Annotated in this window: 15 protein-coding genes; 6 read left to right on the top strand and 9 right to left on the bottom strand. The window is 62.1% G+C overall.

Going from position 1 to position 13,973, the window contains the following annotated elements; translation table 11 throughout:
* Positions 1 to 14: 14 nt before the first annotated feature.
* Positions 15 to 416 (bottom strand): DUF2946 domain-containing protein, encoded by a 402-nt coding sequence (locus CUJ91_RS27010; protein ID WP_114157591.1) that lies wholly within the window; start codon positions 414 to 416, stop codon positions 15 to 17.
* A 211-nt stretch (positions 417 to 627) separates the two neighbouring features.
* Here CUJ91_RS27010 and CUJ91_RS27005 point away from each other — a divergent pair, with 211 nt between their 5' ends.
* Positions 628 to 2,778, top strand: coding sequence for a tetratricopeptide repeat protein (locus CUJ91_RS27005; RefSeq protein ID WP_114157590.1), 2,151 nt, complete (start codon positions 628 to 630; stop codon positions 2,776 to 2,778).
* A 3-nt stretch (positions 2,779 to 2,781) separates the two neighbouring features.
* Here CUJ91_RS27005 and CUJ91_RS27000 read toward each other — a convergent pair whose 3' ends face one another.
* The 5 genes from CUJ91_RS27000 to CUJ91_RS26980 form a co-directional block, all read right to left on the bottom strand.
* Positions 2,782 to 3,450 (bottom strand): O-methyltransferase, encoded by a 669-nt coding sequence (locus tag CUJ91_RS27000; RefSeq protein ID WP_114157589.1) that lies wholly within the window; start codon positions 3,448 to 3,450, stop codon positions 2,782 to 2,784.
* A 22-nt stretch (positions 3,451 to 3,472) separates the two neighbouring features.
* On the bottom strand, positions 3,473 to 3,907 hold the full coding sequence (locus tag CUJ91_RS26995) for a DUF1801 domain-containing protein (protein ID WP_114157588.1): 435 nt from the start codon (positions 3,905 to 3,907) through the stop codon (positions 3,473 to 3,475).
* Positions 3,908 to 3,931: 24 nt separating this feature from the next.
* Positions 3,932 to 4,459: an SRPBCC family protein gene (locus CUJ91_RS26990; protein WP_029970182.1), complete on the bottom strand. Its 528-nt coding sequence runs from the start codon at positions 4,457 to 4,459 to the stop codon at positions 3,932 to 3,934.
* A complete protein-coding gene (locus CUJ91_RS26985) occupies positions 4,456 to 4,791 on the bottom strand; it encodes an ArsR/SmtB family transcription factor (RefSeq protein ID WP_006049871.1) in 336 nt (111 codons plus the stop codon). Before CUJ91_RS26985 ends, CUJ91_RS26990 begins: the two co-directional genes overlap by 4 nt.
* Positions 4,792 to 4,866: 75 nt before the next feature.
* Complete coding sequence (locus tag CUJ91_RS26980; RefSeq protein ID WP_114157587.1) at positions 4,867 to 5,754, bottom strand: LysR family transcriptional regulator; 888 nt, start codon at positions 5,752 to 5,754, stop codon at positions 4,867 to 4,869.
* A gap of 94 nt (positions 5,755 to 5,848) precedes the next feature.
* Here CUJ91_RS26980 and CUJ91_RS26975 point away from each other — a divergent pair, with 94 nt between their 5' ends.
* Positions 5,849 to 6,874: a nitrilase-related carbon-nitrogen hydrolase gene (locus CUJ91_RS26975; RefSeq protein ID WP_167450675.1), complete on the top strand. Its 1,026-nt coding sequence runs from the start codon at positions 5,849 to 5,851 to the stop codon at positions 6,872 to 6,874.
* 227 nt (positions 6,875 to 7,101) lie between these two features.
* Here CUJ91_RS26975 and CUJ91_RS26970 read toward each other — a convergent pair whose 3' ends face one another.
* Entirely contained in the window at positions 7,102 to 7,407 is a 306-nt protein-coding gene (locus tag CUJ91_RS26970) for a hypothetical protein (RefSeq protein WP_029970189.1), read from the bottom strand.
* Between the two features lie 328 nt (positions 7,408 to 7,735).
* Between CUJ91_RS26970 and CUJ91_RS26965 the strand changes: the two genes are divergently transcribed.
* Positions 7,736 to 8,848, top strand: a complete 1,113-nt coding sequence (locus CUJ91_RS26965; protein ID WP_029970190.1) for a 4-oxalomesaconate tautomerase — start codon at positions 7,736 to 7,738, stop codon at positions 8,846 to 8,848.
* Positions 8,849 to 8,860: 12 nt separating this feature from the next.
* Here CUJ91_RS26965 and CUJ91_RS26960 read toward each other — a convergent pair whose 3' ends face one another.
* Positions 8,861 to 10,126 carry a LysR family transcriptional regulator gene (locus CUJ91_RS26960; RefSeq protein ID WP_114158079.1) on the bottom strand — a complete coding sequence of 422 codons (1,266 nt, stop codon included), beginning with the start codon at positions 10,124 to 10,126 and terminating at the stop codon, positions 8,861 to 8,863.
* 77 nt (positions 10,127 to 10,203) lie between these two features.
* The gene (locus tag CUJ91_RS26955; protein WP_114157585.1) at positions 10,204 to 10,905 is read right to left on the bottom strand and encodes a GntR family transcriptional regulator; all 702 of its coding nucleotides are present in this window, start codon (positions 10,903 to 10,905) and stop codon (positions 10,204 to 10,206) included.
* A gap of 399 nt (positions 10,906 to 11,304) precedes the next feature.
* On the opposite strand from CUJ91_RS26955, the gene CUJ91_RS26950 reads away from it, so the two are divergent.
* The 3 genes from CUJ91_RS26950 to CUJ91_RS26940 all read left to right on the top strand — a co-directional run bounded on the left by CUJ91_RS26950 (position 11,305) and on the right by CUJ91_RS26940 (position 13,957).
* Positions 11,305 to 12,150 (top strand): gallate dioxygenase, encoded by an 846-nt coding sequence (locus CUJ91_RS26950; protein ID WP_114157584.1) that lies wholly within the window; start codon positions 11,305 to 11,307, stop codon positions 12,148 to 12,150.
* A complete protein-coding gene (locus tag CUJ91_RS26945; RefSeq protein WP_029970194.1) occupies positions 12,147 to 12,506 on the top strand; it encodes a protocatechuate 3,4-dioxygenase in 360 nt (119 codons plus the stop codon). Before CUJ91_RS26950 ends, CUJ91_RS26945 begins: the two co-directional genes overlap by 4 nt.
* Positions 12,507 to 12,613: 107 nt before the next feature.
* Positions 12,614 to 13,957, top strand: coding sequence for an MFS transporter (locus CUJ91_RS26940; protein ID WP_107709482.1), 1,344 nt, complete (start codon positions 12,614 to 12,616; stop codon positions 13,955 to 13,957).
* Positions 13,958 to 13,973 lie beyond the last annotated feature (16 nt).

Below are 13,973 nucleotides of genomic sequence, written 5' to 3'. Positions count from 1 at the left end.
AGGAACAACGACGATCAGGAAACGAAGGGTGGTGCTCTAGGGCGTCCCGAAGGGAACGCGCCGAGTGGTGTGAAGCGGGTGGAGAGAGTGGGCGGCGCCGTGCCTGTCATGACGATGACAACCGGCGGCTGCGCGGCCGCAACCGTGGGCATGGCCACATGATGCTGCAACAGATGACAGTAGCCGCAAGCGCCGAAGGCGTCGTCGTGACTGAGGTGGACGGCCGATGTGTCGGCGCGGCTCGCGTGCTGCATCGCGCCGGGCTGAACGGTTTGCAGCGACGAACATAGCGCGGCAATCGGCTCCTGCGCGCGGTTCGACACCAGCGTCTGACTCACGACCGGCGCAAACACGACGAGCCACATGGCGATGAGGCCAAGCCAGGCGGTCAGACGGTTGCGGGAGTGTGGAGTCATGGCGATGAGCAGGAAAACGCGGCGATTCTAGCACTGCCACGCACATTTTTCTGCCCGATGTCCGGCATAACGACGGATTGAAGCCGGAAATCCGCTCATTTCCCGCCGTTACAACGCGGCCGCATCGCTTAATCTGCGTGGTACATGTTGGCCTTTGTGCAACATGGGCGATCCCGCGCGTGGACGCCGCACTCGCAACGTTACTGGACTCATGACTTTCACGCAGACGCTCGCCTCTTCAATTGCACAACTCAACCAGCAGGCGATAGCGCTCTACTCGGCGGATGAATTTGCCGCGGCATTATCGACGGTAATGCCCGCGATCGAGCGCGACGAAAGCACGCTCGACGATGCAGCGATTCACGCAATGGCCGACGCGCTGAACATCGCCGGGGCTTCGTCGTGCCGTCTCGGTCACGCGGACGATGCAGAGCGCCATTGGCGCCGATGCCTGCGTATCGCGCCAGGTTATGTCGAAGTGTATGAGAGCTTCGGCGCATTGCTGAAAGCGCGCGGTCGCCTGTCGGCGGCCAAAGCAATTTATCGGCAACTCATCGCGATGCGGCCCGAGCATGCGGACGCTCACAATCAACTGGGCGCGGTGCTGCATGCGCAAGGCCATCATGAAGAGGCCGAGGTGTCGTATCGGCGTGCGCTTTCCCTTCGCCCGGACCATGCCGACGCGCACTATAACCACGGCGTCGTATTGCAAACGCTGCGGCGCCTGCATGAAGCCGAGGCCGCATATCGCGAGGCGCTGCGCCGATTGCCGGCGCACGCGCAAGCGCACAACAATCTGGGCAACGTGTTGATGGATCTCGGTCGTGTCGACGAAGCAGACGCGGCTTATCGCGAGGCGCTCAGCATCCAGCCGCATTATCCGGAGGCATTGAATAACCTGGCCGGCGCGTTGAAGGCTGCGCAGCGTCTGACCGAAGCCGAACTCGCTTGCCGGCTTGCGTTGACCATGCGCCCCGACTACGCGGAGGCTCACGTCAATCTCGGCGCGGCGCTGACCGATCTTGCGCGGCTGCCCGAAGCCGAGTCCGCGTATCGCAAGGCAATCGCGCTACGCGCCGATTACGCCGAGGCTCATTACAACCTCGGCATCACGCTCTTCAAACTCGAACGCATGGAGGAAGCCGCGGCCGCTTATCGCGAAGCGGTTCGCCTGCGTCCCGACATAGCGCCCGCTCATAACAATCTCGGCTGCGTGCTGCGCCTGCTCGACCGTTTGCCCGAGGCCGTCGAGGCTTTCGAACAGGCGCTATCCATTGATCCCGATCTGGCCGAAGCGCATTACAACCTCGGCGCCGCGCTCGCGCAATTGACGCGTCTGCCCGAGGCGGAAAGCGCATACCGTCGCGCACTTTCGTTACGCGCCGATTACGGCGACGCGCGCTTCGGGCTCGCGACATTGCTGCTGAGCATGGGACGTTTCGAGGAAGGCTGGCCGCTTTATGAATGCCGCTATCAGCAGACGGGTTTCGTGCATCGGCAGACTGCTCAGCGGCTATCGTGTCCGCAGTGGCAGGGCGATGCGCTCTCGGGACGATCGTTGCTCGTCTGGCAGGAAGACGGTCTCGGCGACATGCTGCAATTCAGCCGTTATTTCGCGTTACTGAAGGCGCAGGGCGCCGCGCATATCGCGTTTGCGTGCGCGCCTGCGTTGCATCGGCTGATGACGCGCGTCGACGGTGTGGACTCTGTGCTCCATCACGACACAGCAGCGGCGCGTGCATCCGATTATGATTGCTGGACGAGCCTCTTGAGTGCGCCGCTGCATTTGCGCACGACAGTCGATACGATTCCGCGGCCGGTCCGGCTCGCGGCCGAAGAGTCGCTCGTCGAAAAATGGCGGCCTGTGCTCGACGCATTGCCGCCGGGGCGCAAGATCGGTCTCGTGTGGAAGGGCAATGCGAAGCATCATAACGACGCCAATCGTTCGATTCCGTCGCTCGTCACACTCGCACCGTTGTGGAGCGTGGCCGGTCTCAGCTTCGTGAGTCTGCAGAAAGGGCAGGGCGAGGACGAGGCGCGCCACCCGCCACCTGATCAGCCGTTGCTCCACGTTGGTTCGATGGTGACAGATCTTGCCGACAGCGCCGCGATCGTCGCGCAACTCGATCTGGTGATTTGCGTCGACACGTCGATCGCGCATCTCGCTGCGTCGCTCGGCAAACCCTGCTGGGTGATGCTGCCGGAGAAAGACGTGGACTGGCGCTGGATGTACGAGCGCAGCGATTCGCCGTGGTATCCGCACACGCTGCGGCTATTTCGCCGCGAGCGGGGCGAGGAGTGGACCGCGGTTGTCGAAAGAGTGAGACAGGCGTGCGTCGCGCGATTCGGTGTGCGCGAGTAGCGGCTACGCGGTTACGAGCGTCATCGAGAAGCCGTCCCACCCTTTTGTGCCGACCGTTTGAATCGCAGTGGAATCGAGGCGCGGATTGCTGCCAAGCAGCCTGAAGAACTCATGCAGGCCGGCTACGTCCGGATCGGCGCTCGCATGGTCTGCAATGCGGCCGCGGCGAATCACGTTATCGCCGACGATCAGCGTACCGACGCGGCTCAATTGCAGCGACAGGCGCAGGTACTCGGGATAGCTTTTCTTGTCGGCGTCGAGAAAAATCATGTCGAACGGTTCGACGTTATCGGCGACGAACTGCGCGAGCGTTTGCGCCGCGGCGCCCACGACGATCGACGCAACGCCCGACACGCCCGCGCGTTCCAGGTTCGCGCGCGCGACTTCGGCATAGTCGCTGTTTGCTTCGAGAGAGATGAGTTGACCGGTTGGCGGCAGCGCTCTTGCGAGCCAGATCGTGCTATAGCCGCCGAGTGTGCCGACTTCGAGAATACGCCGCGCGCCGCGCAGTTTCGCGAGCAGATGCAGCAGCTTACCCTGATTCGGCGCGACGTTGATGGACGGCAAACCCGCCTCGGCACTTGCGCGCAATGCGGCGTCGAGCGACGCATCCTCGGGTAAAAGGCTGCTTGTCAGATATTCGTCGATCGTATTCCAAAGGTTCTCGTCCATCGTTTCTCCTGCATGGTGTGAACTACTTCGCGCGCTTCGGCTTCGCCTTCGATGCCTTGCTCGATGCCTTGCCCGATTCATTAAGCGCGATTGCCGCATGAATCAGGGCCTTAAATGCATTCGCGTCGAGTTCCTCGCCTTCGTGAATGTCGATTGCGCGCCTCGCATTGCCGTCGAGACTCGAATTGAAAAGCTTTGCCGGGTCCGCGAGCGAAGCGCCCTTCAGGAACGTCAGCTTCACCGCCGACTTATACGACTCGCCTGTGCAGATGATGCCATCATGCGACCACACAGGCGTGCCCATCCATTTCCATTCTTCGATCACATCAGGATCGGCCTCCTGGATGAGCTTGCGTATTCTGCTCAAAGTGGCGCCGCGCCAGTCCGCGAGATCGGCAATCCTTTTGTCGATCAGTTCCGAGGCCGGCAGTGCTTCCGAGGAAGCCGATTTATTCATAGTGCTCTCCCGAGCTTGTTCGGTTCAGAGGCCGAATTGCTTCGCGTATTCGGTATTCAGACGCGGCCATTCGAAATTCATCGCATCGCCGGCGACGATACGTCCCAGCGGATCGCCCGCGAGGAAATGGTCGAGCACGTCGAGGCATATGTGCCAGCCGGCTGCGCCCATCGAGATGAACTTGCGGTCGATGTTGTGCCACAACGTCAAACGCGTGCCGTCGCCTAGCGATTCGAGTTGCCAGCGAAGATCGTTTTCGCCCCAGCGGTACTCGAGCAGATTCGGCGCGTCGGCGCGCGTGACTTGCGTCTCCGACACTTGCGGCGTGGGCGTGCCCACTGTCGAAAGCTTGACCGGACCGACCGATGCAAGGCTGTGGTCCGCATCGAACGGCGCCCATTCGCGCAGGCTCGTCGGGTCCGTCAGCGCTTGCCAGACTTTCTCCGGCGAATGACGCAGTTCGCGCACGAGGACGAGCGTCCACCGGTCTCCGTCTTTCTGAACTTCCGCGCCGGCGGCGGGGCCGGGCCTGTATGAATCGCGATTGCTCATCGCTTCTTCTCCTTGCGACGTGGTGCGGGATGCGTCTGATCGAGATGACGCTCGAGCGCGTCGAGATGAACCGACCAGAAACGGCGGAACGGAGCGAGCCACGCGTCGATCTCCATGAGCGGCTCCGGTTTGATGCGATAGACGCGCCGTTGCGCGTCGACGCGAGACTCGACGAAGCCGGCGTCACGAAGCACGCGCAAATGCTTCGAAACAGAGGGCTGCGAAAGGTTGAGCTGCTCTTCGATATCGCCCACGGACTGCTCCGAAGCTGCAAGCAGACTGAGAATGGCGCGGCGGCTCGGCTCGGCAATGATGGCGAAAGTTGAGTCCATGTCGTTTATATACTCCGTGAGGCATATACGTGTCAAGCCGCGGCTGTGGATACAAGAGCGTCACGATTCGTTTCGTTAGCTCCGGCTTCGCTTCGCTTTCCGCGCCGCCTTCACAAACTCGACGAAGCATTTCACGACCGCATCGTCGCGCGCGGTTTGCCATGCGAGACCGATGCGCCAACTGGCGCCGGGTCCGCGCAACGGCAGCACTCTCGCGTCGCGCAACAAATACTGCACGCGGGACGGCAGAAACGCGGCGCCGACGCCTGCGGCCACGCCGGCGAGCACGGTCTGAATGTCGTCGGTCTGCTGGATCACATTGGGCACGAAACGATGCGCAGCACACCACTGGTCGATCTGCGCGGCGAGGCCCGGACCCCGTCCGCGCGCGAGTGCAATGAAGCCCGGCTCGTTCAGTTCGTTCAGGTCCGAAGGAAGGCGCTTCCAGCGTGCATGCTGCGGAATAGCCAGCCCGAGTGCCTCGTCGAGCATCGCGAATGAGGAGACGCCGCTATCGGCCGGCAAGCGCAGAAAGCCCACTTCGAGCTTGCCGGAAAGAAGCCGCCGCGTTTGCTCCGCCGACGACAGGTCGTTGAGCGTCACGCTGACGTTGGGATAGCGCTTGCGAAAGTCGGCGACCAGTTGCGGGACTTCGGTCAGCGTGGAGAGCCCGAGACCCACGCGCAGAAAACCGCGCGCGCCGCTGCTCGCCTCGCGTGCCCGCGCGAGGATTTCGTCGGCATCGCGAACTAGCGCTTCTGCATCGGCGAGAAAGCCAGCGCCAAAAGTAGTGAGTTCCGCCCCATGCCGGCCACGCTCGAAAAGACGCGCACCGAGGCTCGCCTCGAGTGCCGCGATCTGCTTGCTAAGAGCGGGTTGACTCACGCATAAAACGTCCGCTGCCTGGCCGAAATGGCGCAACTCGGTGACGGTGAGAAATGCCCGCAGTAGTTTGAGTTCCATTCTTGAAAGTAATCGAATGCGCCGAAACTTTCATTTTACGCATGGATGGTAGCGGGGTCCAATGGTGCTGTTCTTACTTCACCGGGCCGTGAAAATGCTGTCTTCGTTCGCTTCGTCGTTTCGTGTTGCATCGGTGCCGCTTGTGTCGTGCCGCGGGCAAGCCGCGCAAAATGTCGCGCGTATCGCGGACTGGTTGACGCTTGCCGCGTCGCACAACATCGACCTCGTGGTCTTTCCCGAGGCTTGTATCAGCGGATACGCGAGCATGGCGAAGCTGAACCGTGCCGAACTGAATGCGCTTGCTGAACCATTGGATAGTCCTTCCGTGCGCGCGGTCATGGATGCCGTCGAGCGCACTGGCGTCGCGGCTGGTGTGGGACTTATCGAACGCGCGACGGATGGGCAGTTGTTCAACAGCTATCTGGTGTGTCTGCCGGGCGGCGTGCGCTATTGCCACAGAAAGCTGCATGCGTTCGAGCATCCGCGAATTGGCAGCGGCGATCGCTTCACCGTGTTCGATGTGTCAGCGGGCATTCGCATCGGTATCCTGATCGGCGCCGATAACTATGTGGTCGAGAACGTGCGCATGGCGGCGCTGATGGGCGCGACGCTGCTGATCGCGCCGCATCGAACGTATGGTGTGAGCGGGGATGGGAGCGAGTGGATGCAGCCGATGTCGATGGAGCAGGCGCTTAACGGCGCGTCGAGCGGGAATGCGGCGCGTTGCGAAGCCGCATGCAGTGCCGAAAAATGGCTATGCCGCTGGCTGCCTGCGCGAGCCGTCGATAACGGAATGTTTGTCGTGTTCAGCGATGGCGCCGATATCGCCGGGCAGCCGAAACGGGCCGGCGCAGCGATGATCGTCGATCCGTTCGGCCGCATATTGGCGGACATGTCGAGCGGCGAAACGACAGGCGGCCTCGTCTATGCCGAACTCGACACGAGGCTGATAGGGGTTAGCCCTGGGCGCGAATGGCTCGGCGCCCGTCGATCGAATCTTTACGGCGCATTGAGCCGCTCTGCGTTAAACGCCACGGACTTCGACGCGCAGCGCGTGTCGGCGAAAGGCGCGGTTGCAGTGTCGTTTGCGCAGGTCCGACGCAATCGCGTCATCGGTTGATGCGACCCGCGCCAGAACACCTATTCCGCGATTGAAAAGCGCGCCGGACGGCTTTGCGTCGATTTCGTGGGGCGCTCGATTCGCGCCGTCGCGCCTCGGATGAACAGCACCGCGCACACCGCAACCATCGCCCAAATGCAGAGAATTACCGTCAAAGCGCTCATTTCGTGTCTCGAACGTTATAGAAGTGCTGTCGTTATCGTTGGCTGTACTGTGTTGCCAGCCGGTCAGTGCATCGTGGGTTGGTCGTCGCCGGCGGAAAGAATCTCGTCGATCAGATGCGTGGCCAATCCAAGCTGCTTTTCCAGCGAAGCACGCGCTGCGTGCGCCGCTCTTTCATCTCCCCGCGCCGCTGCATTGTACGTCTGCGTCGCGAGGCGCAACACATTTTGCGAAGCGAGGTGCAGGTCGTGCATGGTGCCCGTGTCGCCAGCGGGCGCTGGGCTCGCTTCGGCTGCCGTCAACTCGGGCAGATTTTCGTCGAACGGGCGATCCGGGCGGTCCGGACGATTCGGGCGATGGCGGGAAGACATCTGAGGCTCCTGGCGCGATTGGCACGAAAACAGTGTGCGCCGGGCGAGCGAACTTCAATTGGTCGAATAGAAGGCGTTTTTAAGGGCAATCGCGGGCATGGGCGGGGCGAGGGTTTTTGTCTGTAGAAAGCATGGCTTTCAAGTGCGCTGCACCAACGCATTGCAGCTACGTAGACAAAGCGCGTTTACACGCGCTTTGTGATCTGCAAAAACGCGTGATGCCAACCTTACCGATAAGCAGATTAGATGGCTTTTCAGGCCCCTTTAGGTGCTTGATCGACGCGCGCCAAATCTACAATGACAGCCACATTAGCGTTGGAGACCCGCGATGTCCGGTCGCACACAGACCCGCATTCCCTGCATGTTGATTCGCGGCGGCACGTCGAAGGGCGCGTTTTTCATGGCGTCCGATCTGCCCGCCGATCCGACCGAGCGCGACCGTGTTCTGCTCGCCGTGATGGGTTCGCCCGACCCGCGGCAGATCGACGGTATCGGCGGCGCCGATCCGCTGACGAGCAAGGTCGCGATCGTTTCCCGCTCGTCGCGCGAGGACGCCGACGTCGACTATCTGTTCGCACAAGTTGTCGTCAACGAAGCGCGCGTCGATTTCGGTCAGAATTGCGGCAACATTCTCGCGGGCGTCGGGCCGTATGCGATCGAGCGCGGACTCGTCAAAGCGGAAGACGGCAGCACGCGTGTGGCCATTCACATGGTGAACACCGGTCAGATTGCAGTGGCCACAGTCAGCACGCCGGATTGTCGCGTGACGTATGAAGGCGACGCGCGCATCGACGGCGTGCCTGGCGGCGCCGCGCCGATTCCACTCGAATTCAGGGACACGGCCGGTTCGACATGCGGCGCGCTTTTGCCGACGGGTCAATTGAAGGACACCGTTGAAGGCGTGGAGGTGACGTGCATCGACAACGGCATGCCGCTTGTGCTGATGCGCGCGCGCGACCTGCAACGCAGCGGTTACGAAACGCGCGAGGAACTGGATGCCGACGAGGAACTGAAGGCGCGCATCGAAAAAATCCGCCTGGCCGTAGGCCCGATGATGAACCTCGGCGATGTCAGCACGCGCACTGTGCCGAAGATGTGTCTCGTCGCCGAACCGCGCGATGGCGGCACCATCTCCACGCGCAGCTTTATTCCGCACCGCTGCCATGCGTCGATTGGCGTGCTCGGCGCGGTCAGCGTGGCAACCGCTGCTGTGTTGCCGGGAACTGTCTGCGACGGCCTTGCAAACGTCGATGCGGAAGGCGCGCGCAAGCAGGTGTCCGTCGAGCATCCGACTGGCGAGTTCACTGTCGAACTGACACTCGGCGGCGAGCGCGATCGTCCCGTGGTGTTGAGCGCGGCGTTGCTGCGCACCGCGCGCTGGTTGTTCGACGGCGTGGTCGGCATTCCTGCTTCGGTGTGGGAACAAAGAGGTTCTTTATAAACTGAACGGCCGCTAGTTCGTCGTGGCGGCGCTGACGGTACGCGTAACGTCCACCACGGACAAACGAATCGCATCGATCAGCGCGCGAGCCGCCGGCGATGGCGTGCCCGCCGCGCGCAACGTCAAACCGATGTCGCGGCGCGTATTGTGAAGCGGCACGTCGAGCACCGCGAGCTGGCCCGTTTGCACTTCGTAGTGCAACTGCTGCGCCGACAGCGCCGCAACCATGTCGGTGCCCAGCAGCAGGCCGCGAATCACCGCGAGGTCGGCCGTTTCGACGGTGGGCAGCGGCGGCCTGATTTTCATCCGCTTGAATTGCGCTTCGAATAGCGCGCGAGCCGGCGCGTGGCTGCGCGGCAGAATCCATTGCACGTCGCGCAGATCGGCGATACGCGGCTCATGCGCGCGCGTGAGCGGGTGATCGCGGCGCACGAGAAGCACCATGTCTTCCGACATCAGGCGCTCGTTCCGCAGGCCACTGGTCGCGTCGTTTTCGCGCAGTGCGCCGAGAATGAAGTCGATGTCGCCCGCTCGCAGACCCGCCACTAACGCTTCATAGGCGCTTTCGTCGGTGACGACACGCACGCCTGGATTTTCCGCGCTCATCTTCGCGATGGCTTTCGGCAGGATCAGCGTGCGTCCGAGCGGCAATGCGCCGACGGTCACCGCGCCCTGGATATTGCCGCGCAATGCGGCGATATCGTCGGGTACGTGGCGCAGTTCGTTCAATGCGCGGCGCACGTGCAGCAGAAAAGTTTCGCCTTCCGTCGTGAGCAGAATACCGCGCGGGCTTCTATGAAAGAGGCTCAAACTCGAGCCGCTTTCCAGTACGCGGATCGCGGTACTCACGGCAGGCTGGCTGATGCCGAACGTCTTCGCGGCGCTCGGCATATGACGATGCCGTGCCAGCGCGACGAAGATTTGCAGCCGCCGCGTGTTCAGCAAATACGCGGGCAACGCGCCCTCAGCAGCGGGCCGGCGACGCGTCTGGCGCGCGGCGCACCATTGCGCGAGTTCTTCGAGCTCCGCAAAAATCCGCTCGCAGCGAAGCAGGACCGCGCGCCCGACCGGCGTGGGCAACATGCCCGAAGGACCACGATCGAAGAGCGGTTCGCCGAGCGCCGATTCGAGTTCCTGCACTGATCGCGTGACCGCCGATTGCGCGCGAAACAGCGCAGCCGCCGCACGCGTGGCGCTGCCCCTGTCGGCGACGAGGCGAAACGCGCGTAGTTGCGCGAGGTTGAGCAGGTCTTTGGTATTTGCGGGCGTAGTGCGCATGGCGGCGCTTGCGGACGTAGGCGTGGTTCCTTGCGCGGTGCCCTGGTTCCTCACGCGACGAGGCGCTGCGTTCTGCGTCATGCCGCGCCCGCAATCAGATGCAAAGCCGGCAGCGACAGATTGAGGCTTTCCTTTGAGATGTGCGTGTGTTCCTTCATCAACGCCTCCACGCGCGCGCCTTCGCCTTTCTTCAACGCGTCCGCGATCGCATGATGCTGGCGGTGCGCGTAAATCAGCATCATGAACTGGCGCTCGCGCGCGGCTTCGTCGAATGCGATGGTGAACGGCGAGACGAACGGAATCTTGTCGTTCAGGCTCAGCGCGGCGCTCACCGCTGCGTTTTGCGCGGCTTCGATGATGAGCGAGTGAAAGCGCCCGTTCATGTCGGCATAACGCACGTCGTCGCCGGGTTTTAGCTGGCCGTTGCGGAAAATCTCGTCGCCCTCGCGCAGGCAGTCGTCGAGTGCGGCGGCGAGCGCCGCGCCCACGCCGCCCTCGGCAACCGAACGCGCGGCGAGACCCTCGAGCACGCCGCGCACGTCGATCGCATTCAACACGTCGCGCACGCTGAAACGGCGCACCACATAACCGCGAGCGCCGGAGCGATCGAGCAGTCCTTCGGATGACAAGACGCTCAGCGCATAACGCAGCGGCGTTCGCGACACGCCGAGCCATTGCGCGAGTTGCGCTTCGACGAGCCGTTGTCCGGGCGACAGTTCGCCTGCCAGGATTTTCTCGCGTAAGGTCTGAACAATGGCCTGCTGAGTGGTTTCGTTCATCGTCGTCTACTCGTTGGACGTCGTCCAGTATAGCCACGCGAGCCGGGTTGCACCACGCTTCGAAGGCGTCTTGCGAGTTGGTTTTATGGCCATCTGTTTTGTTTATTGGCGGCCGTGGCGGAAATACGGTTGCGAAGTAAGCGCAAATCCATTTGGGATACCAAATCGGCCCTGCACCATGCGGCTCGCGAGTCATTGCATGAAGACGGAAGGGCTCTCGCATTGCACTGATAGCGACGATTCTGCTCATCTCGCGCGTTTACCCGTACTTCCCGAAAGCCCCCACAATTCCTATCTTCGTATCCCAAGACGGTTGCCAACGCTTCTTTCGCGTTCCCGGCAACCTATCCGATTCGCACACGGCAATAGCGCAGCACGAAGTAACGGAAGACAAACGAAATGGCAAGGATCATTGGCGGCATCGGCACTTCGCATGTGCCGACTATCGGCATGGCGTACGACAAGGGCAAGCAGAACGATCCGGCATGGGCGCCGCTTTTCAAGGGCTATGAACCTGTGGCGAGCTGGCTCGCGGAGCGCAAGCCGGACGCGATGGTGATGTTCTACAACGACCACGCGAACAGCTTTTTCTTCGACTGCTATCCGACCTTCGCACTGGGCGTATCGGCCACTCACGAATTCGCGGACGAGGGCGCGGGCAAGCGCCCGCTTCCGGATATAGCGGGCCACCCCGACCTCGCGATTCACATTGCCGAACAACTCGTCAACGACGAGTTCGATCTCACGATCTTCCAGGATCGTCCGCTCGATCATGGCTGCAATTCGCCGCTCTCGCTGATGTTGCCGCATGCGGGCGGCTGGCCGCTTGCGCTCGTGCCGATCGAGGTCAACGTGCTGCAGTATCCGCTGCCGACCGCGAACCGCTGCTATCGGCTCGGACAGGCACTGCGCCGCGCGATCGAATCGTTTGAAGCGGACCTCGACGTCGTGGTGGTCGGCACGGGCGGTCTCTCGCATCAGGTGCACGGCGAGCGCAGCGGCTTTAACAACACCGAATGGGACATGGAGTTTCTGGACCTGATCGTTCACGAGCCAGAGCGTCTTGCCGCGATGAAGCATGTCGACTATGTGCGCCTGGGCGGCGCGGAAAGCGTCGAAACGATCATGTGGCTCGCGATGCGCGGCGCGCTCGGGCCAACGGTGCGCGAGCTACATCGCAACTATTACCTGGCGACCAGCACGGCAATGGCCGTCACGATTTACGAAGACGAGGTGGCGCAATGAATCCGCAATTGATCGGCGTCGAAGAACTGACCGGCACCTATCCGTTCGACATTCGCCAGAGCATGAAGGCCATGCGGCTGAACCGCTTCTTCTGGCAAATGCGCGAAGCCGCGGCGCGCACGCTGTGGCTCGAGAACCGCGAAGCGGCTTATGACGCGGCAGGTCTGACACCAGAGGAGCGCACGCTCGTCGATAACGCCGACTGGATCGGCCTGATTCGCTATGGCGTGTGTTTCTTCGTGCTGGAGAAATTCGCGCGCGTCGTGAAGATCACCAATCTGGGCATGTACGCAAGCATGCGAGGCGAAACGCTCGAAGCGTTTCTGAAGACGCGCAAGGTGCCGGAAGCCGTGTAGAACGCCGGACACCGTGCCGCCTGCCGGCGCATTTAATTCGGATACCAGAACAAAACCCGGCTTCCATCGAAAGCCGGGACGGGAAACTATTTTCTTCGGAGACAAGCATGAAATCTGCAGAATCAGTCGACATCAAGGCGTTTATCGACGCGCGCAAGGTGTCGCCCTATCAATGGCTCGTCCTCGTTCTGTGCTTTGTGATCGTCATGATGGACGGCCTCGATACGGCCGTGATGGGTTTCGTCGCGCCCGTCATCATGCATGACTGGAGCGTGAGCCGTACCGCGTTTGGTCCGGTGATGAGCGCTGCGATGGTCGGCCTCGCGGTCGGCGCATTGGCCGCGGGTCCGATTGCCGATCGCATCGGACGCAAGAAGGTATTGATCGCTTCTGTATTCTGCTTCGGCTTTTTCAGCCTGATCTGCGCGTTCGCCGAAACGCCTGTACAACTCGTCGTATTGCGTTTTCTCACTGGCCTCGGACTCGGCGCGGCCATGCCGAATTCGACGACGCTGCTTTCCGAATATGTGCCGTCGCGCAGCCGTTCGCTGCTGCTCACCATCATGTTTACGGGCTTCAATTTCGGCTCGGGAGCGGGCGGCTTCGTCGCGGCCTCGCTGATTCCGCACTACGGCTGGCGCTCGGTGTTCATGTTCGGCGGCATCCTGCCGATCGTGAGCGTGCCGCTTTTGTTGTGGCTCTTGCCCGAGTCCGCTCGCCTGATGCTGGTGCGCAAGATGCCGAACGAACGTATCGCGGCCACGCTCGGTCGCGTCTGCGGCCACCTGTTCGACAAGGACGTGCGTTTCACGTCGCCCGAACCCGTGGTTGCGGCAAAGGCGCCGGTGCGCATGTTATTCGCCGATGGTTACGCGCTCAGCACGCTGATGCTGTGGCTCACGTATTTCATGGGCCTTCTCATCATTTATCTGCTGACCGGCTGGCTGCCGACGCTGATCAAGGACGCCGGCTTGCCCGTCGAACGCGCGGCTGCGATCACCGGCATGTTCCAGTTGGGCGGCACGATTGGCGCCGTCGCGGTGGGCTTCGCGATGGACCGTCTCGATCGCAACGGAGTGATTGGCGCGGCATATCTGCTTGGCGGCGTGTTTATCTTCGCGCTCGGCATGGGCACGCTGAAGTCGAGCCTGTTGCCGGTTCTCGTCACGTGTGCGGGCTTCTTCATGAGCGGCGCGCAGACGGGGCTCAACGCACTCGCGCCGAGTTGCTATCCGACCCGGGCTCGCGCAACAGGGGTGAGCTGGATGCTCGGCTTTGGGCGGCTCGGCGGCATTCTCGGTTCGCTCGTGGGCGGCGCGTTGCTGTCGCTCGGATTCAGCTTCCAGGTCGTGTTTTCGGTGCTTGCGGTTCCCGCCATTATCGCGGCCGTGGCAATCGGGATGAACCGGCTTGCCTTGCGTTTCATTACGAGTCCGGTTGCCGACGCATAGATCTGTTTTGCAGTGA

The sequence above is a fragment of the Paraburkholderia graminis genome (assembly GCF_003330785.1).
Taxonomy (GTDB): Bacteria; Pseudomonadota; Gammaproteobacteria; order Burkholderiales; family Burkholderiaceae; genus Paraburkholderia; species Paraburkholderia graminis.
This window is presented reverse-complemented; position numbering and strand designations above follow the sequence as displayed.